This is a genomic window from bacterium (genome assembly GCA_035945995.1).
Lineage (GTDB): Bacteria > Sysuimicrobiota > Sysuimicrobiia > Sysuimicrobiales > Segetimicrobiaceae > DASSJF01.
Genome location: DASYZR010000019.1, coordinates 1 through 18,778, shown reverse-complemented (window position 1 = coordinate 18,778; position 18,778 = coordinate 1). Strand labels below are relative to the sequence as shown.

General features: G+C 69.3%; 18 protein-coding genes and 4 tRNA genes. 18 read left to right on the top strand and 4 right to left on the bottom strand.

Going from position 1 to position 18,778, the window contains the following annotated elements; translation table 11 throughout:
- Nucleotides 1-60: 60 nt before the first annotated feature.
- A complete protein-coding gene (gene moaA / locus VGZ23_01570) occupies nucleotides 61-1,035 on the bottom strand; it encodes a GTP 3',8-cyclase MoaA (GenBank protein HEV2356290.1) in 975 nt (324 codons plus the stop codon).
- Between the two features lie 149 nt (nucleotides 1,036-1,184).
- Here moaA and VGZ23_01565 point away from each other — a divergent pair.
- From VGZ23_01565 to VGZ23_01540, 6 genes are all read left to right on the top strand, one after another.
- Nucleotides 1,185-1,261: transfer RNA gene (locus VGZ23_01565), tRNA-Thr, on the top strand.
- A 121-nt stretch (nucleotides 1,262-1,382) separates the two neighbouring features.
- On the top strand, nucleotides 1,383-1,748 hold the full coding sequence (locus VGZ23_01560) for an ester cyclase (GenBank protein HEV2356289.1): 366 nt from the start codon (nucleotides 1,383-1,385) through the stop codon (nucleotides 1,746-1,748).
- Between the two features lie 175 nt (nucleotides 1,749-1,923).
- Entirely contained in the window at nucleotides 1,924-2,358 is a 435-nt protein-coding gene (gene mscL / locus VGZ23_01555; GenBank protein HEV2356288.1) for a large-conductance mechanosensitive channel protein MscL, read from the top strand.
- Nucleotides 2,359-2,554: 196 nt separating this feature from the next.
- Nucleotides 2,555-4,156, top strand: a complete 1,602-nt coding sequence (locus tag VGZ23_01550) for an ABC transporter substrate-binding protein (protein HEV2356287.1) — start codon at nucleotides 2,555-2,557, stop codon at nucleotides 4,154-4,156.
- Nucleotides 4,157-4,215: 59 nt separating this feature from the next.
- A complete protein-coding gene (locus VGZ23_01545) occupies nucleotides 4,216-5,229 on the top strand; it encodes an ABC transporter permease (protein HEV2356286.1) in 1,014 nt (337 codons plus the stop codon).
- A gap of 118 nt (nucleotides 5,230-5,347) precedes the next feature.
- A complete protein-coding gene (locus tag VGZ23_01540) occupies nucleotides 5,348-6,175 on the top strand; it encodes an ABC transporter permease (protein ID HEV2356285.1) in 828 nt (275 codons plus the stop codon).
- Nucleotides 6,176-6,243: 68 nt separating this feature from the next.
- Here VGZ23_01540 and VGZ23_01535 read toward each other — a convergent pair whose 3' ends face one another.
- Complete coding sequence (locus tag VGZ23_01535; protein ID HEV2356284.1) at nucleotides 6,244-6,606, bottom strand: DUF2628 domain-containing protein; 363 nt, start codon at nucleotides 6,604-6,606, stop codon at nucleotides 6,244-6,246.
- Nucleotides 6,607-6,683: 77 nt separating this feature from the next.
- Here VGZ23_01535 and VGZ23_01530 point away from each other — a divergent pair, with 77 nt between their 5' ends.
- The 11 genes from VGZ23_01530 (at nucleotide 6,684) to VGZ23_01480 (ending at nucleotide 16,882) form a co-directional block, all read left to right on the top strand.
- The gene (locus VGZ23_01530) at nucleotides 6,684-7,451 is read left to right on the top strand and encodes an SDR family NAD(P)-dependent oxidoreductase (protein HEV2356283.1); all 768 of its coding nucleotides are present in this window, start codon (nucleotides 6,684-6,686) and stop codon (nucleotides 7,449-7,451) included.
- A 107-nt stretch (nucleotides 7,452-7,558) separates the two neighbouring features.
- Nucleotides 7,559-7,645, top strand: a tRNA-Tyr gene (locus VGZ23_01525).
- A gap of 162 nt (nucleotides 7,646-7,807) precedes the next feature.
- On the top strand, nucleotides 7,808-8,023 hold the full coding sequence (locus VGZ23_01520; GenBank protein ID HEV2356282.1) for a hypothetical protein: 216 nt from the start codon (nucleotides 7,808-7,810) through the stop codon (nucleotides 8,021-8,023).
- A 203-nt stretch (nucleotides 8,024-8,226) separates the two neighbouring features.
- Nucleotides 8,227-8,300 (top strand) — tRNA-Gly (locus VGZ23_01515).
- Between the two features lie 20 nt (nucleotides 8,301-8,320).
- Nucleotides 8,321-8,593: an HU family DNA-binding protein gene (locus VGZ23_01510; protein ID HEV2356281.1), complete on the top strand. Its 273-nt coding sequence runs from the start codon at nucleotides 8,321-8,323 to the stop codon at nucleotides 8,591-8,593.
- 18 nt (nucleotides 8,594-8,611) lie between these two features.
- Nucleotides 8,612-9,463, top strand: a complete 852-nt coding sequence (locus VGZ23_01505; GenBank protein ID HEV2356280.1) for a bifunctional 5,10-methylenetetrahydrofolate dehydrogenase/5,10-methenyltetrahydrofolate cyclohydrolase — start codon at nucleotides 8,612-8,614, stop codon at nucleotides 9,461-9,463.
- On the top strand, nucleotides 9,460-10,812 hold the full coding sequence (locus VGZ23_01500; protein ID HEV2356279.1) for a folylpolyglutamate synthase/dihydrofolate synthase family protein: 1,353 nt from the start codon (nucleotides 9,460-9,462) through the stop codon (nucleotides 10,810-10,812). Before VGZ23_01505 ends, VGZ23_01500 begins: the two co-directional genes overlap by 4 nt.
- Nucleotides 10,813-10,821: 9 nt before the next feature.
- Nucleotides 10,822-12,453 carry a lysine--tRNA ligase gene (gene lysS, locus VGZ23_01495; GenBank protein HEV2356278.1) on the top strand — a complete coding sequence of 544 codons (1,632 nt, stop codon included), beginning with the start codon at nucleotides 10,822-10,824 and terminating at the stop codon, nucleotides 12,451-12,453.
- Nucleotides 12,443-13,438 carry a D-2-hydroxyacid dehydrogenase gene (locus tag VGZ23_01490; GenBank protein HEV2356277.1) on the top strand — a complete coding sequence of 332 codons (996 nt, stop codon included), beginning with the start codon at nucleotides 12,443-12,445 and terminating at the stop codon, nucleotides 13,436-13,438. The genes lysS and VGZ23_01490 overlap by 11 nt, the downstream gene beginning before the upstream one ends.
- Before the next feature lie 67 nt (nucleotides 13,439-13,505).
- Nucleotides 13,506-15,596, top strand: coding sequence for an elongation factor G (gene fusA / locus VGZ23_01485; GenBank protein ID HEV2356276.1), 2,091 nt, complete (start codon nucleotides 13,506-13,508; stop codon nucleotides 15,594-15,596).
- A gap of 20 nt (nucleotides 15,597-15,616) precedes the next feature.
- Nucleotides 15,617-16,882, top strand: coding sequence for a sugar ABC transporter substrate-binding protein (locus VGZ23_01480; GenBank protein ID HEV2356275.1), 1,266 nt, complete (start codon nucleotides 15,617-15,619; stop codon nucleotides 16,880-16,882).
- Here VGZ23_01480 and VGZ23_01475 read toward each other — a convergent pair.
- Nucleotides 16,879-18,180: a DUF1343 domain-containing protein gene (locus tag VGZ23_01475; GenBank protein ID HEV2356274.1), complete on the bottom strand. Its 1,302-nt coding sequence runs from the start codon at nucleotides 18,178-18,180 to the stop codon at nucleotides 16,879-16,881. The genes VGZ23_01480 and VGZ23_01475 overlap by 4 nt on opposite strands.
- A 217-nt stretch (nucleotides 18,181-18,397) precedes the next feature.
- Here VGZ23_01475 and VGZ23_01470 point away from each other — a divergent pair.
- Nucleotides 18,398-18,473: transfer RNA gene (locus VGZ23_01470), tRNA-Val, on the top strand.
- Nucleotides 18,474-18,501: 28 nt separating this feature from the next.
- Here the strand turns inward: VGZ23_01470 and VGZ23_01465 are convergent.
- On the bottom strand, nucleotides 18,502-18,778 hold a 277-nt coding region (locus VGZ23_01465; GenBank protein HEV2356273.1), incomplete at its 5' end, for a hypothetical protein.

Genomic DNA, 18,778 nt, shown 5'->3' with positions numbered 1-18,778 from the left:
GGGCCCGCCTCGACGCGTCTCATGTGCCGGGTTGGACGACCGCCCCCCGGGGGCGCGGAATCAGCCCCCGATCTGCGACATGATCCGCTGGCGCGGTATGACGTGGCGCGCCAATCCGTGGCCCCACGGCTTCCGGTAGGCCGCGGCCGCGAACCGCTCGCGGAGCTCCTCGTAGGAGGCGCCGGCCCTCAGCGGCGCGCGCAGGTCCACCTCGTCGTCGCGCAGGAGGCACAGCCGGAGGCGTCCCTCCGCCGTGAGCCGGAGCCGTCCGCACTGCGCGCAGAACGGCTGGCTCACCGCGCTGATGAACCCGAGCGTCCCGCGCGCCCCGTCGAGCCGGTACGTGCGCGCCGGATCGTAGCCGCTCGTGTCGATCGGCGCGAGCGGACCGAGCACCGCCTCGATCTTCGCCATGGTCTCGGCGGTGGGCACGTAGGCGCTGGTCTGAAACCCCGCGACGCTGCCGAAGGGCATCATCTCGATAAACCGGACGTCCCAGCCGCGGTCGAGCGTCAGCCGGGCCAGGTCGGCCACCGCGCCTTCGTTGAACCCGCGCACGACCACGGCGTTGACTTTGACCGGCGAGAGGCCGGCCCGCTCGGCGGCGTCGAGGCCCGCCAGCACGTCCTCGAGCCGTCCCCAGCGGGTAATGCGCTGGAACTGCTCGGGATCCAGCGTGTCGAGACTGACGTTCACCCGGCCGAGGCCCGCTTCGGCCAGCGGCTGGGCCAGCCGTCCCAGCAGCACGCCGTTCGTCGTCATCGCGATGTCCTGCATGCCGTCGATCGCGGCGATCCGGCGCACCAGGTCGATGAGACCATGGCGAACCGTCGGCTCTCCGCCGGTCAGCCGGACCTTGCGGACGCCGAGATCGGCGGCGACCCGCAGGACCAGCAGGATCTCGTCGTCGCTCAGCAGCTCGTCGGTGGGCTTGAACTGCATCGCCTCCGGCATGCAATAGACGCACCGGAGGTTGCACCGGTCCGTGAGCGAGACGCGGAGGTCCCGGATGTCCCGTCCGTACTGGTCTCTCATCGCGGTCCATTATACCAGAAGGCCGCCCGGGCCGCCGGAGGGAGAGCGTCGGGACCGCCGGGCGGGCGGCATGGGATTGAAAGCGAGTCCGCGGTGATCTGGTTCTCGACGGCGAAGCGGTCGTGCTGCTAGACTGTCCATGATCGCCGGCCCCCGTAGCTCAACCCGGCAGAGCACCTCACTTGTAATGAGGGGGTTACCAGTTCGAATCTGGTCGGGGGCTCCAGATTCTCCTAGGCTTTGGTTGATTCAAGCAGCCTTGGGCCGAACGACGGTCCTTTGGAGGACGATATGGTTCCGGAAAGACAGGCACGGCTTCGCGAGTTCGCTCAACGCTACACCGCGGCGTGGCGCAGTCAAAACGCACCGAGCGTGGCCGAATTCTTCTCGCCCGGGGATCGCTCACCATCAATGGCGGTTCTCCGGCGCTCGGCCGCGAGGCGATTGGCCAGGCCGCACAGGGCTTTATGACCGCCTTCCCCGATTTGGTGGTCATGATGGACGATCTCCTCGACCATGGGGACAAGGTCATTTATCAATGGACGCTCACAGGTGCGAATACTGGACCCGGAGGAACCGGAAAGCGGGTCCGAATCACCGGCTTTGAGGAGTGGCGGTTCGGCTCCGATGGCCTGGTCGCCGAATCTCAAGGGCACTTCGATGCGGCAGAATACCGACGCCAAGTCGAGCATGGAATCGACGGGAGCGTGTAGGTTCCCAACATGAAAGGGTGGGGAGCCCCGCCTAAACGGCTCTCGCGAGATTTATCATCGCATCGTCACCGGTACGACGCGACGAAGAGCATCCAAACCACCCCGAAACGGTCCGCCACCATGCCGAACCGCGACGAACAGCGATTGGCGTTACTCTGGCTCAGAGGAGGCGGACATGCTGAAGGAGTTTCGGGAGTTCGCAATGCGGGGGAACCTGCTCGACATGGCGATCGGGATCATCCTCGGTGCGGCCTTTGGGCGCATCATCTCGTCGCTCGTGAACGACATCGTGATGCCGCCGATCGGTCTTGCGCTCGGCGGGCTCGACTTCGCGAATCTCTTCGTCACCCTAAAAGGCGGCCCGTATCCCTCCGTCGCGGCCGCAAAAGCAGCGGGGGCTCCCACGATCAACTACGGGGTCTTCATCAACACGATCATCGACTTCGTCATCGTGGCGTTCGTCATCTTCCTCGTGATCCGACAGGTCAATCGCATGCGGCGCCAGCCCGCGGCTGCGCCGACTACGAAGCCGTGCCCGTACTGCCTGTCGGCAATTCCGCTCGGCGCCGTGCGCTGTCCGAACTGCACGTCCGATCTGAAGGCGGCCTGACCGCGGGTGGACCAGTGGGGCTGCCCAATCACGCGGCATCGATGAGTGCGACTATACCCCACACTCCTTGGGCCCATCGGGCACACCCGTGTGTCTCGGCGCCCGCCGGCGCAAGAAGGGGCGCTCCCGTATCCCGGCGAAAGCGCCTCGCACGTTTCAACGCCGCGAATACGCGGTGTCCCGGGAGGGGGTCTGCATGCGACGTGTCATCGCGGTAATGGTCACCGCCGTACTGATTGGCGGCTGGGCGGTCGTGCCCGGCCGCTCGGCACCATCCTACGGCCGCCAGCAAACGCTGATCGTGGCCCGTGATATTACGGACGCGATCTCGCTCGACCCGCAGGTCGCATTCGAATTCTCAAGCACGGCCGCCGCCCGCGCATGCTATTCCAACCTCGTGACGTTTGCCGGCGGCGATCTGACTCATGTGCGTCCGCAAGTTGCGTCGTCCTGGACGGTCAGCAAGGACGCGCGCACGTACACCTTCCACCTGCGCAAGGGGATCACGTTCGAATCGGGGAACGCGTTGACGTCGGCCGACGTCGTGTACATGTTCGAACGCGTGGTGAATATCCCCAAGGATCCGGCTTCCTGGCTCATCACGCAGATGGATATCGACCCGAAAAACGTCGACCAGGTCGTCCGCGCGCCCGATCCATCGACCGTGGTCGTCTCGCTGACGAAACCCTTCAGCCCAGGGGCGTTCCTGTCGATCATGGCGAACCCCGTGGCCGGGATCCCCGACAGCAAGACGGTCAAGGCGCACATCCAGGGCGGTGACTGGGGGACGAAGTGGCTGACCGATCACTCGGCCGGCAGCGGCCCCTATGTCCTCGCCCACTGGGAGCGCCTTGTCACGATCGACCTCGTGGCGAACCCTCGCTACAACGCCGGGCCGTCCCCCACCATCAAGCGCGTGGTGCTGGCCGGCATCCAGGAGTCCACGGTCGCACGGGACATGCTCACGCGGGGCGACGCGGACGTTGCGTACGATCTGTCGGCGTCGCAACTTGCCGCGCTGCGCGGCGACACTCGGTTTTCTGTGCAGCAGGTCCCGGACCTCTCGATGACATACGTCGGGATGGACGTGAAGAACGTGCCGGCGTTCACGAAGCCGCAGGTCCGCCAGGCCGTCAAGTACGCCCTCGATTACGACGGCATCGTCAAGTCCCTGCTGAGCGGCAACGGCCTGCCGCTTGAGGGCATCATCCCGAAGGGCCTCTTTGGATACGATGCCGCCCAACCGTACACGCACGATCCGGCAAAGGCGCGCGCGTTGTTGGCCGAGGCCGGTTTTGCGAACGGCTTCGCGGCCGAGCTACTGGCCTCGAACGGCGTGGCCGCCGGCGGCGTCTCTGCCGGGGATCTCGCGGCCAAGGTCAAGAACGACCTCGGGGCGGTGGGCATCCGTGTGAACGTCCGGCAGGTGGCCTCGAGCGAGCTCTACCAGACGTACCGCGCTCAGAAGTCGCAGATGGTCCTGGCGAACTGGTCGGTCGACTACCCGGATCCGGATGACTTCGCGAAGCCGTTCGGTGATTATACACAGAAGTCCCTGGCGTGGCGCCTGCAGTACTACAACGACCCGCTGGCCAAGCTCGTCGACCAGGCAAGCGCGCTCGAGAACAACCCGCAGCGCGCCGCGCTCTACAAGCGGATCAACGACATGATGTATCAGGACGGGCCGTTCGCGATGCTGTACCAGCCGCTGCTTTCGCTCGCCCTCTCGAAGCACGTCACGCACTTGGCGTTTGACGCGGTGAACGGTATCGATTTCCCGACCGTCGTGAAGCAGTAGGGCGGGATGACGGCGGGGGGCCGGTCCCGAGGTGACCGGCCCCCCCACCGTGGTTCGCCATGACGTTCTGGTACTACGTGGTACGCCGGGCCAGCCTTACCGCGTTCGTGCTCTTCGGGGTCTCGGTAGTCACGTTCGTGCTCTCCCACGTCGTGCCGGCCGACCCGGTCGTGACCTACTTGGGCGACCACGCCCCGCCGGAACTCGTGACGAAAGTCCGTCATGAGATCGGGCTCGACCGTCCGTTGCCGGTGCAGTACGCGATCTACATCGGGGCGCTCGTGCACGGCGATCTCGGCATCTCGATCATGGACAACCGACCGGTCAGCCGCGACCTCGCGCAGTACCTGCCGGCCACCGTGGAACTGGCCACCGCGGCCATGCTGGTCGCGATACTGATCGGCGTGCCGGCCGGGATCGTGTCGGCGCTCTACAAGGACGCCTGGCCCGATCACGCCGCGCGTATTTTTGCGTTGGGCGGGACGTCCCTCCCGGTCTTCTACCTCGCGCTGCTGCTTCTGGGCGTCCTCTATGTGAAACTCGGTGTCCTGCCCGGCCCCGGTCAGCTCGACGTCTACACGAGCCCGCCCGCACACATCACCGGCATGGTGGTGGTCGACGCGCTCCTGACCGCCGACTGGGACGCCCTGCGCGACGGGCTGAGGCACCTCGTATTGCCCGCCCTGGTTCTCGGCTACTATCAGACGGGATTGATCACGCGGATGACCCGGGGCAGCCTGCTCGAAGTGCTGCGCCAGGACTACGTTCGGACCGCGCGCGCCAAGGGCGTGTCGGAACGGCGCGTTGTGCTCAGGCACGCGCTCCGCAACGCGCTCTTGCCGACGGTGACCGTCGTGGGGCTCGCATTCGGAGGTCTGTTGTCCGGCGCCGTGCTGACCGAGACGATTTTCTCGTGGCCGGGCATCGGCCGGTATGCGACGAACTCGGTGACGAACGTCGACATCCCCGCTGTCCTGGGGGTCACCCTGGTGATCGCGATCATCTACTCGGTCGCAAACCTTGCCGTCGATTTGTTCTACGCGTATCTCGACCCGCAAATCCGGTACACGTAGGACCATGGCCGAGTCTCCGTCCGCCGGCACACCCGGAGTGCCCAGGGAGTCGCGCCGGGACCGACTCTGGGAATTGAGGCGGCGCACTCGCGGATCCGGCGTTCGGTCGTCCGCCGGGGTGGCATGGGCGGCGTTCCGGCGCAGCCCGCTGACGCTCCTTGGGCTGGTGGTGGTGGCGGGGTTCATCGTGGTGGCGGCCACCGCGCCGCTGCTCGCGATCCAGGACCCTCTGCTCCAGGACCTCGGGCACCGCCTCGCCCCGCCGAGCGCGGCGCATCCGTTCGGGCTGGATTCGCTCGGCCGCGATGTGTTGAGCCGTGTCGTCTACGGCGCGCGCATCTCTGTCATCTCCGGGGTCGCGGTGGTGTCCGCCGCGATCGTCTTCGGCACCGCGGCGGGGACCGCCGCGGGGTGGCGCGGAGGCTGGTGGGACGAGACGCTGATGCGGCTCACCGACATGTTCCTCGCGTTTCCGGCGCTTGTGCTCGCGATGGCGATCTCGGCGATTCTCCACCCGAGCCTGACGAACGCACTCATCGCCATCGCCATCACGTCGTGGCCGTCGTACGCGCGCCTCGCCCGCGCACAGACTCTCGCGATCCGGCCCCGTGATTACATCGAAGCGGCGCGGGCCCAGGGCGCCCGCGACGCGGCGATCGTCGTGCGGCATCTCATCCCCAATGCCGTCGCGCCGCTGTTCGTCCAGGCGACCCTCGAGATCGGCGGCGTCATTCTCACGTCCGCGGGGCTCGCGTTCATCGGCTTCGGCGCGCAGCCGCCGACGCCGGAGTGGGGGCTCATGGTGTCAGAGGGCCGGTCGTTTCTGATGGATCAGTGGTGGGTGGCGACCCTGCCGGCGCTGGCGATCTTGCTGCTGGTGCTGGGATTCAATCTGCTCGGCGACGGTGTGCGGGACGTCCTGGATCCGCGCCTGCGGAAGACCTAAGCGGCGGGCCGTCGGCCGGCCCGCGGATCGTCGTGTCGTTCTTCGGAGGGTCTGACGCGGGCCGTCGCTTAGTAGTAACTGTGCCGGGCGAGCCGGAAGTCGACCAGCGTCTCGTTGGCCTTCGCGCCCGCGTACGCCGCCGCGAACGGCCACAGAATGCCGCCGGACAGGCCGATCAGGAGCGTCAGGATAATCGCGTGGACCCACAGGCCCTCGGCCAGATACCAGATCGGTCCGAGGAAGAACGCCCACCAGTTCCAGCCGAGTTTCGGCGGCGTGCGCAGGCCGGCAATGTCCTGCTCGACGAAGGGCGCCGGGGACGCGCCGACCCGCACAGGGGCGTAGGCGGGCCGCGAGCGCGAGTACCAGATGAAGAGGGTGAGCAGGCCGCACAGGACGATGACGAGAACGATCTTGGCCGTGATGTCCATGCCCGAGTAGTTCGGTGCCCGGCGCCGAATTTCCTCACGGGGGGCCGTGGACGCGGGGTAGGCATGGGGGTGCGGACGTGAGTGAGTTCGCGGGCCGTCGGGTGGTCGTCACCGGGGCCGGATCGGGGATCGGACGGGGCATCGCGACGGCCTTCGTCCGCGCGGGGGCCCACGTCGCCGCGATGGACCTCGACCCGGAGCGGGTGGCGGAGACGGTGGGGGGTCTCGCGGACGGGCCCGGCCGCGCGGTCGGCGTGCCGGGCGACATTCGGGACGCGGACCGTCTCGTCGAGGAGGCGACCCGCATGCTCGGACCCATCGAAGTCCTCGTGAACAACGCCGCGGTCTATCCCAACTGCCCGGTGATCGAGATGTCGGACGAGCACTGGGATGCCGTGATCGGGACGAATCTCACCGGAACGTTCCGGATGGCGCGCGCCGTGGCCCGCCGGATGGTGGCCGGCGGGGTGCGGGGGCACATCGTCAACATCGCGTCCGGCGCCTACAAGTCGGCGCGGCGTGGCGCGGCCCACTACTGCGCCAGCAAGGCCGGCATCGTCATGTTGAGCAAAGTGCTCGCCCAGGAGTTGGCCGAGCACCGGATCCACGTGAACGTGGTGTCGCCCGGCCTGATCGACGTCGGCCGCCGGCAGGACGTCAACCCGACCTACCGCCAAACGCTGATGACCAACATTCCGTGGGGCCGCATGGGCCTGGCGGAAGACGTCGCGGTCGCGGTACTGTTCTTGTCGTCGCGCGCGGCGGACTACGTCACCGGGACGGTCATCGACGTCGACGGCGGCTCGAGCGCCGGCCGGTACTTCCTGCCGTACAGCCGCGGATGACGGGAAACGCACACCTGCCCTGGGGCGCGGGCAACGCGTTTGACAGCCGGCGTCCATTGCCCCTACAATCACCCTGGAGAACGGGCCGCGTTCGACGAGAACCCTCGGGGGAGGTACCCAAGCGGCCAAAGGGGGCTGACTGTAGATCAGCTGGCGGAATGCCTTCGGAGGTTCGAATCCTTCCCTCCCCACCACACGTCCGGCGCCGCGGCCGCCTCGCTATGGTGGGTGGGTACGCCGGGTCTAGCAAAGGTCGACGAAGGGCATAGCAATAGCCACAGGCATCGAGTGAATTGCCGCCAGGGGGGCCGCAGCGGGCCATGGCAGCGGGGCAGCGATTCAATACGCGGGAATCCGTGAAATGTTTTACGTGTCCGCGCGAACGTCGCGGGGGCGAGTCCGGCTGGTATTTCGTCGAGCTCGAGGGCCAAGCCCGGGCCGGCCCGGCCCGGGTCTTTGTGTGCCCGCGCCACTACGGCTGCTTTGCCGCGAGTGAACGTGGACGCTGGACGTCCCTCATCGACATCGAACCCGTCCTCATCGACCTCGAGCGCATCGTCCAGCCTGCCTGATTCCGCGGGGGTAGCGACTGCCGGCGGCCGCCGTGCCGCCCCGGATCGTCGGCTATTCTGCGCCGCAATTCGCGTCTCCGCCGGGTCGAGAGTCTGCTAGAATGGAGCCGTTCGCATCAGCGCCCCCGTTCGCATCGCTCCTCGACGTACTTGCGCATGGCGTCCGCGAAGCGGGTGGAACGGGGCGCGGGGATGCGTCGCGGGCGGGAGTAGCTCAATGGTAGAGTGCCAGCCTTCCAAGCTGGCGATGCGGGTTCGATTCCCGTCTCCCGCTCCAGCATCGCCTGGAGGGAGCCCATGAACAAAGAAGGACTTGTCGAGCATGTGGCCGGCGCGACCGGGGAGACGCGAAAGCAGGTCTCCACGGTGCTCGATGCGATCCTGGCCGGCATCACGGACGCGCTGCGGCGCGACGAAAAGGTGACGCTCGTGGGCTTCGGGACCTTTGCCGTGCGGGCCCGCGCCGCGCGGGAGGGCCGCAATCCTCGCACCGGGGAGAAGATCCAGATCCCGGCGCGCAAGGTGGCGGCCTTCACCGCCGGCAAGGATCTCAAGGCGGCATTCGGGTAGCCGCCGGTCGCGGCCACGATCCTCGACGGGACGGCGATCGCGCGCGCCCGGCGCGCCGTGCTCGCCCGGCGTGTCGGTGAGTTCATCGAGCGTCACGGGGTCGCGCCGTGCCTCGCCGCAGTGCTTGCGGGCGACGGTCCCGCCTCGCGCGCATACGTGGCCAGCAAGGCCAGGGCCTGTGGACGGGTCGGCATGCGGTCGGAGACGTTCCATCTCCCCGCCGCCGTGCCGCCGGGCGAGTACCTCGGCCTGATCGAGACCCTCAATGCCCGCACGGACGTGCACGGCATCCTGCCGCAGCTGCCGCTGCCGCCGCAGATCACCGCAGAGGCGGTCTTTGCGCACCTCGCGCCGGACAAGGACGTCGACGGCCTGACGCCGGTCAACATGGGGCGGCTGGCGCTCGGCCGTCCAGGCCTCGCACCCTGCACCCCGCTCGGCGTGATGGCGCTCATCGAGGCGGCGGGGGTCTCGCCCGCGGGCCGCGAGGCCGTCGTGGTGGGACGCAGCAACATCGTCGGCAAGCCGGTCGCGCTCATGCTGCTGGCCGAGCACGCCACCGTCACCATCTGTCACTCGCGCACCCCGGACCTCGCCGCGCACACGCGGCGGGCGGACATCCTGGTGAGCGCGGTCGGCCGCCCGCATCTGATTCGCGCCGAGATGGTCAAGCGTGGTGCGGTCGTGATCGACGTCGGCCAGAATCACGTCGACGGCCGGATCGTTGGGGACGTGGACTTTGACGCCTTGCGCGACGTCGCGGGCGCGATTACGCCGACGCCCGGGGGGACCGGGCCGATGACGATCGCCATGGTGATCGAGAATACGCTCGCGGCCGCGCTCCGGCAACTCGAGCCCGGCCCGGCGTGACCTACCCGCAGGCCCTCGCCTATCTCGACAGCCTGATCGGCGCCGCCGGCCGGCCGCGCCGGCCGTACCACGAGGTGAAACTGTCGCGCATGCGCGCACTGCTCGATCGCCTCGGCGCGCCCGAGGTGCGGGTGCCGTGCGTGCTCGTCGCCGGGACCAAAGGCAAGGGCTCCACGGCGATGATGCTGGCGCAGATCCTCCGGGCGGCCGGGCTGCGGGTCGGGCTGACGGTGAAGCCGCACCTGGTGGATTACCGCGAACGCATCCGGGTGGACGGGCGCCTGGTCTCGCGGGCCGAGCTCGTCCGGCTCGTGGAGACGGTGCGGCCCGCGATCGAGGCCGGCCGCGCGGATTCCTGGGGTCCCGCGACCTACGTCGAGACGACCGTGGCCATGGCGCTGCTCGAATTCCAACGGGCCGGAGTGGACCTCGCGGTGATCGAGGTCGGCATCGGCGGCCGGCTCGACGCGACCAACGTGACGGACCCGCTCGTCTCGGTCATCACGCCCATCAGCTACGACCACACGGAACTGCTCGGGCAGACGCTCACCGAGATCGCGGGGGAGAAGGCCGGCATCATGCGCCCCGGGCGGCCGGTGGTGTCGGCGCCGCAGCCCGACGAGGCGCTGACCATCGTCGAGGGCGCCGCCCGCGCGGCGGCGGCCCCGCTTGTGCTGGTGGGCCGGGACGTCGCCTGCGAGGTGCGCGCCTCCTCGCTCGACGGCGTGGCCGCGCGGATCCGCGGACGTCTCGCCGCCTACGACGTCGAGATTCCGCTGCTCGGACGTCACCAGGCGGTGAACGCCGCGACGGCGGTCGCCGCGGCGGAGCAGCTGTTCGCCGGCGTCCGCGGCCTGGCGGCCGCCTGGGACCTCACCCCGGAGGCCGTGCGCGCCGGCATCCGCGCGGTGCGGTGGCCGGCCCGCGTCGAACTGGTCGGGCGGCGGCCGTACACGATCGTGGATGTGGGCCACAACCCGGCGTCGATGGCGGCTCTGCGCGCGACCCTCGAAGAACTGCTCGGCGGGCGCCGGCTCGTGGTCGCGTTCGGCATGCTGGCGACGAAGGACTACCGCGCCGTCACCGCGCTCCTCGCGCCGCTCGCGTCGGCCGTCGTGACGACGACGCCCGACAACCCCCACGCGCTGCCCGCGGCGGAGCTCGCGGACGAAGTGCGCCGCTATACGCCGCGCGTCGAGGCGGTGGAGGACCGCCGCGCGGCGGTTGCGCGCGCGCGGGCGCTCGCCGGGCCCGACGACGTGCTGGTCGTGACGGGCTCGTTTTACTTCGTCGGCGAGGCCCGGGCCTGGCTGCGGCGGAGGAGCGCTTTCGAACCGGCGAGAACCTAGCCAGGCGATATGTGGGTCGATCTGCTCGTCGAGAACCTTCTCAACCGTTCTCCCGGACCGCACGTGATCAACGATGCCAAGACGCCGTCCGGGCACGTGACGGTGGCGCACCTCCGCGGCGTGCTGATGCACGAGTGCATCGCGCGCGCCCTCCACGATCGCGGCGCACAGACCACGTTTCTGTACGGGTTCGATGACTACGACCCCATGGACGATCTGCCGCCGTCGCTCCCCGAGTTTGCGCGCTACATGGGGATGCCGCTCGCGGCGATTCCGGCGCCGCCCGGGACCGGGGCGGCGAGCTATGCGCGGTATTTCGCCGACGAGTTCGCGGGCGTGTTCACCCGCCTCGGCGCGCGGCCGCGGATCTACCGGACCTCGGAGATGTACCAGGAGGGCCGGTTCGACCGGGGCATCCGGCTGGCGCTCGATCGCGTCGTGGAGATCCGGGAGATCTGGCGCGACGTGACCTCGAGCCGGCGGATCGACGATGGCTGGTGGCCCGTGCTGGTCCTGTGCGAGGGCTGCGGCCGGATCGGGACGACCAACGTGCTGGCCTGGGACGGCGCCGAGGTCGAGTACGTCTGCGCGCCGGACAAGGTGACGTGGGCGCAGGGCTGCGGGTACCGGGGCCGCCGGTCGCCGTTCGGCGGCGGCGCGAAACTGCTGTACCGCATGGAGTGGCCGGCGAAGTGGGACGCATTGGGGGTCACCGTGGAGGGCGCGGGCAAGGACCACATGACGCGCGGCGGGTCGCATGATGTCGCCGTCGCGCTGAGCCAGCGCATCTTCGGCCGGCCCGCGCCGTACGCGTTCGCCTACGAGTTCCTGCTCTACGGCGGCAAGAAGATGAGCACCTCGAAGGCGGTGGGCACGACCGCCGCGGAGATTCTCGACGTGTTGCGCGCGGAACTGGCCCGGTTTCTGATCGTGCGGCCGCATCCGCGCAAGCAGGTGGAGTTCGACCCGCACGGCGATACGATTCCGAACCTCTACGACGAGTACGACCGCGCCGCCGCGGCGTATTTCGGGGACGTCCCGTCGCGCGCCCCGTCTGGCGCCCCGTCTGGCGCGGGGCAGGCGGGGCAGGCGGGGCGGACGCCCGCGAACGAGGATCTCGCGCGCACGTTCTACTTTTCCCGGGTCGACGGCGAGCAGCCGCGCTGCTACCGCCCGCGTTTTGCCAAGGTCGCCCAACTGATGCAAATTCCGTCGGTCGACGTCGCGGAAGCGGTGGAGCGGGACAAGGGCGCGCCGCTCACCGAGGCGGATCGCGCCGAACTCGGCCGGCGGATCGACGACGCCCGGCGCTGGCTGGCCAGCTACGCGCCGGAGCAGGCGAAGTTCGAGGTCCGGACGGTCTTGCCGGAGGGCGTGGCGCGGCTGTCGGCGGACCAGCGGCAATATCTCGGCCGCGTGGCCGACGCGATGGCCGCGCGCCGGTGGACCGGCGAGGAGCTGCACGCGCACCTGCACGCGTTGAAGCAGGAGCTCGGCCTCGGACCGCGCGAGGCGTTCGGGGCGATCTACGAGGCGCTGCTCGGGAAGGATTCGGGGCCGCAGGCGGGCTGGCTGCTCGCCGCGCTCGATCCCCGCTTCGTCCAGGTGCGCCTGAGAGAGGCATCGCGCGATGCCGCCTGAGACCCCGCCCGCGCGGCCGGTGCCCGCGGATCAGCCGTGCCTGGTCGCGGCGCTGGCGGCCGATGCCGCGCCGCACGATGCCCACGCCGCGGCGATTGAAGCCGTGGACCCGCGCGTGCGGCTGGTGCAGGTGAGCGACCGCGCGCACTGGCTGGCGGAGGCGCCGGAGGCGGAAGTGATCGTCGGATTTCGGCCGCTGCGCGAGGCCGCGACGCGGGCCGCCCGCCTGCGGTGGGTGCACTCCACGGGCGCGGGCGTGGAAAACCTCTGCCGGGACGTGGCCGGGACGGACATCATCGTGACGAACTCGCACGTTCACGGCGACGTGATCGCGGAGCACGTGATGGCGCTCGTCCTGGCACACGCGCGGCGGCTGCCGGTCGCGCTGGCCCGCCAGGCCGAGGGCCGGTGGCTGCGCGACGGTGCGGTGGGGATGGCCGTCCGGGACCGCACGATGGGCATTTTGGGACTCGGCACGATCGGTATCCAGGTCGCCCGGCGCGCCGCGGCCTTCGGCATGCGCGTCTGGGGCACCCGGCGGTCGGGGGCGCCCGTGTCAGGCGTCGACCGCGTCGCTCCGCCGGACCGGCTCGACGACGTCCTGCGCGTGGCCGACGTGCTCGCCGTGACGCTGCCGCTCACCTCCGAGACGCGCGGACTCATCGGCGCGCCGGAGCTCGCGCGGCTGCCCCGCGGCGCGTTCCTCGTCAACGTGGGGCGCGGCGGCATCGTCGATGAGGCGGCGCTGGCCGAGGCGATCGCGTCCGGGCACCTGGCGGGGGCCGGGCTCGACGTCTTCGAACACGAGCCGCTGCCGGCCGCCAGTCCGCTCTGGCGGCTGCCCGGGGTGATCATCACGCCGCACGTGGGGGGCTCGTTTCCCGGGTTCCTCGAGAGGGCGATGCCCCTGTTCTGCGAGAATCTCCGGCGGTACCTGAGCGGTGAGCCCCTCCTGAATCGGGTCGACGTCGCCCGGGGATATTGAAAGCAGGACTGCCGGCCGGCCCGTGTTGTAGACGGACCTGACCGGGCCGTTGGAGGAGGACGCAATCATGAAGCGCTACCCGCCGGACCGTATCCGAAACGTCGCCGTGGTCGGACACGGCGGCACCGGTAAGACGACGCTCGTCGAAGCCCTGCTGTTCGCCGGGAAGGCGATCGACCGCATGGGCCGGGTCGAAGACGGCACGACGACGACGGATTTCGACCCGGAAGAGGCCCGCCGGCGGATCACGATCAGCGCGGCGATTGCGCCGCTCGAATGGAAGGACCACAAGGTCAACCTCGTCGACGGTCCGGGATATCCGGATTTTATGGGGGAGATCGCCGGCGCCGTGCGGGCCGTCGAGAGCGTGCTCGTCGCCGTCGACGCGGTCGCCGGCGTGGAGGTCCAGACCGAGAAGGCCGACGCCATCGCGGCGCGCGAGCGACGGAGCCGGGCGTTCGTGATCACGCGGATGGACCGGGAGAACGCCGCCTTCACCCGGGTGCTGGAGGCACTGCAGGCCGGGTTTGGGAAGAGCGTCGTCGCGGTGCAGTGGCCGGTCGGCGGGGAGAGTGCGTTCGCCGGCGTCGTCGACCTCCTGGAGATGCGGGCGCACGGGGCCGCGGGGCCGCTCCCCGCGGATCAGGTCCCGGCCGAGGCGATGGACGCCGCCAGGGCGGCGCGGGAGCGGCTGATCGAAGCGATCGCCGAGTCGGATGATGCCCTCACCGAGGTCTACCTCGAAAAGGGCGAGCTCACCGCCGAGCAGATCGCCCGAGGCCTGCACGCCGGGGTCCGGGCGGGGACGATCGCGCCGGTGTTCTGCGCGGCCGCGTCGCACAACGGGCTCGGGGTCGCGCCGCTCCTCGATGCGATCGTCGGACTCCTGCCGTCGCCGGCGGAGCGCGGCCCGGTGGCCGCCCGCGGCGCGAAAGGCGATGAGGTGACGCTGACCGCGGACCCGGACGGCGTGCTCGCCGCGCAGGTTTGGAAGACGATGGCGGATCCCTACGTCGGCAAGCTCTCGTATCTCCGGGTCGTGAACGGCACGCTCAAGTCCGACTCCCAGGTGTGGAACGCCGCCCGCGGCCGGTTGGAGCGCATCGGTCAGTTGTTCGTGCTCCGCGGGAAGCACCAGGAGCCCGCGCCCGAGCTGCCGGCCGGGGACCTGGGCGCGGTGGCGAAACTGGCCGATACCGCGACGGGCGACACGCTGACCGACAAGGACAAGGCCGTCACGCTGCCGCCGATCGAGTTTCCGAAGCCGGCGATCGCGATGGCGGTCGAGCCGAAGAGCAAGACCGACGAGGACAAGCTCGGCAGCGCGCTGGCGCGCCTCACCGAGGAGGATCACACCCTCGTCGTCCAGCGCGCCAGCGAAATGCACCAGACGCTGATTTCGGGCATGGGCGAGTCGCACCTCGAGATCGTGGCCGACCGGCTGCGCCGGAAGTTCGGCGTGGACGTGGTGCTGTCCGTGCCGCGCGTGCCGTATCGCGAGACGGTGCGCGCGCACGCGCGCGTCCAGGGCAAGTACAAGAAGCAGACCGGCGGCCGCGGACAGTACGGCGACTGCTGGATCGAGATGGATCCGAAGCCGCGCGGCGGCGGATATGAGTTTGTCGACAAGATCTTCGGCGGCGCGATCCCGCGCCAGTTCATCCCCGCGGTCGAGAAGGGCATCAAGGAGGCGATGGGCGAGGGCGTCGTCGCCGGCTACAACGTGGTGGACCTCAAAGTCACGCTGGTCGACGGGTCGTACCACGACGTCGACTCGTCGGAAATGGCGTTCAAGATCGCCGGGTCGATGGCGTTCAAGAAGGCGATGCAGGAGGCGAGGCCGGTCCTGCTCGAGCCGGTCGTGGACGTGGCGGTGCACGTGCCGGACGATCAGATGGGCGACATCATCGGCGATCTCAACAGCAAGCGCGGCCGTATCCAGGGCATGGAGCCGAACGGCGACGGCACGACGACGGTACGCGCGCAGGTCCCGATGGCGGAGATGCTGCGCTACGCGTCCGACCTGCGCTCGCTGACCGGCGGCCGCGGGACCTTCGAGCAGGCGTTCTCGCACTACGAGGAAGTGCCGTCGCACATCGCCGACAAGGTCACCACGGAGGCGCGGAAGCAAAAGGAGGCCGTCGAGGCGCACCACTGATCCCGCCGGGGGTGGGGCGAATGGTCCGCGCAGCCCGCCGGGCGCGCCGCGGCGCGCTCCTGTGTCTTGCGCTGTTGCTCGCGGTGGGAACCGTGCCGGCGGCGTCCGCTCCCGCCACGACCCTCGAGTTCTGGACGATCTCGCTCAAGCCCGACCTGACGGCCCTCATCGAGGACGTGATCCGCCGGTACGAACATGCGCATCCGGGCGTCCGGATCAAGTGGCTCGACATCGACTATCAGGTCCTGGACCAGAAGCTCCTGTCGGCGATCGCCGGGGGCGTCGGCCCGGACGTCGTCAACCTCAACACCGAGCTGACGGTCCGCATGGCCCAGGCCCGCGCGCTGGTGGACATGGACGCGGCCGTGCCGGCGGCCGCCCGCGCCCGCTACTTCCCCAACATCTGGGCCTCGCTCCGTGTCGGCGGCCGGACCTACGGCCTGCCGTGGTACGTCGAGCCGGACGTCCTCGCCTATAACCGCGCCCTGTTCCGCCGCGCGGGATTGGACCCCGCACGGCCGCCGGCGACCACGGACGACTACATTCGGGACGGCGTGACGATCAAGCAGAAGACCGGCGTGTACGGGTTCATGCCGAACGTCGACAAGATCCGCATGCTCACGGTCTTCCAAGAGGAGGGCCTGCCGGTCCTGAGCCGCGACCGCCGGCACGCCGTGTTCGACAGTCCGGCCCACGTCGCGGTGCTCGCGCGGTACGTCGCGCTGTTCAAGCACGACCTGTTTCCGGCCGACACGCTGCGGCGCGGATATCTCGGCGCAACGGAGCGCTACTCGGCCGGGCAGCTCGGCATGTTCGTCGTCGGGCCGGAGTTCATCCAGCGGGTGCGGACCGACGGCCCGGACGCCTACCGGGACACCCTGGTCGCGCCCATGCCGCTCGGGCGCGGGCGGGTTGTCGATCTGCCGACGATGGATCTGGCGGTGCCGCTCCAAAGCCGGCACCGCGCCGGCGCCGTGGACTTTGCGCTGTTCGTCACCAACGACGACAATCAGCTGGCGTTCTCGCACGTCGTCGTGGCCTTCCCGTCGACGCGGAACGCCGCGGCCGATCCGTACTTTACCCGGGCGAGTGCCTCTCCGGAAGACCGCGCCCGCGTCATCGCGGCCCGCGAGCTGGCGACCGCGCGCGATCTGACCGTGGTCACCCCGCACAGCGACGAGCTGTTCCGGGTCTTTCAGGAGGCGGTGGAGAGCGCGTTTTTCGGCCGCATGACGCCGCAGCAGTCCCTGTCCTGGGCGGTCCAGGAGTGGGACCGCCGGCTCTAACGGTAGAGGAGGTACTTCTCGCGAAGCTGCATAAACCGCGCCAGGGCCGGCTGCCAGCTTTCCTCGATCTGGGCCGGGGTCCGGCCCGCCAGGAAATCGCGCCGCACCTGATCGGTCCCCATGTCGACGTCGAACACGTATTGATCGCCCCACTTGCCGCCCCACCCGAACTGGGCCGGGTACAGGTGCCGGACCGCGTCGATGATCTCCAGCGTCAGCCGGACCGGCCGGTAGGCGGCGCGGTCCGTGACGCGAATCTCCACGCCGGCGTAGTGCGGACCGCCCGACTCGGTCCACGGCTCGCCGCTCCAGTACACTTCGCGGAATGCCACCCCGCGGGGACGGCGGGCCTCCAACGCCGCGCGGAGCCGCCACGGCTGAACGAAAGTCTGGCCGACGAACTCAAAGGGCTTTGTCGTCAGCACGCCCACGGAGAGATTCGTATCGCCGACCGGGCCCATCGCCGGGTAGAGCACCGCCGTGGCGAAGTGCGGGATGCCGGGTGAGGTCATCACCCAGGGCAGGCCGGTCTGATCGAACCACATCGACCGGTGCCAGCCTTCCATCTTGACGACCAGCAGCCGGGCGTTGACGTGGGATTCCGCGTCGATGTACTGTGCGAGCTCGCCCACCGTCATGCCGTGAACGACCGGAATCGGGTACATCCCGATGAAGGACGACCAGCGGGGGTCGAGCACCGGTCCTTCCACGAGCTCGCCGCCGAGCGGATCCGGCCGGTCGAGCACGACAAAGAGCAGGTTGTTCTCGGCCGCCGCCTGCATCGCGAGCGCCATCGTGGACACGTACGTGTAGAACCGCGCGCCCACGTCCTGAATGTCGAAGACGAGCGCGTCGAGCCCGCGGAGCATCGCCGGCGTCGGCTTGCGGTTCTGACCGTAGAGGCTGTAGACCGGCAGCCCGGTTTTCGGATCGGTGGCGCTCGCGACGGCCACGCCGGCGCCCCCGCTGCCGCGAATCCCGTGCTCGGGTCCGAACAGCGCGACGAGGTGGATGTCCCGGCGCGCGGCGAGCAGGTCGGCCCCGCTTTGGAGGTCAGACGTGACCCCGGTCGGATTTGTGATCAGGCCGATCCGCTTGCCGCGGAGTACTTCCGGCGGGTCCCGGAGCAGGACTTCGAGGCCGGTTCGGACGGAACCGGCCGGCGGCGCGGCGGGAGCGTCCTGGGCTGAGCTTACGGCGTGAGCCAGTTCTGCACCGGCCACGGGCGCGATCAGGGCGAGGATCAGCACGGCGGCGAGCAGCCGTGCCGTCGATCGTACAGGCGCTGGTGTGATCACGGTTCGGGCTCCGTCCGGCAGCGTGCGGCCGGTGCTTTGGCGCGGCCTCGCGCTCAGATTCGCTGCGCCGGTCACAAAGCCTTGTACCATCGAGGAAGCTCACCCACGGCGGTGCTGGATTGCCGACTGCGTGACGTCGTCAAGACACGACACGATCCGGATCCCCGTGGCTCCTTGACGGCATAGGCCCAGTGCCATACCATCTGAGTGCCGGACCGGGCGCGTAGCTCAGGGGTCAGAGCGCTTCCTTGACACGGAAGAGGTCCGAGGTTCAAGTCCTCGCGCGCCCACCATGATTACCAAGGGTTTCCACACGATCGCCTATTGAGCAACAGGGGCCAATTGTACTAGCAAGGTACTAGCAACGGCGACGGCTCCGTATCGATGTCCAAGCTTGGGCGAGAGCGGGTCGACGAGTCCGAATCCCCGGAGGTAAAGTACGATGCCGGCAAAAGGCGCGACGAGCCGTTCGATCTCGTCACCCCTCTCGTCGAGCACGGACGCGAGATGCTGGCCCCCCTTGACGCGCGCCCCGATATCGACCTGGCGCTCCCAAAAACCCCTCTTGGTCGGCATGATGCGGGTGCTTTCCGTCGTC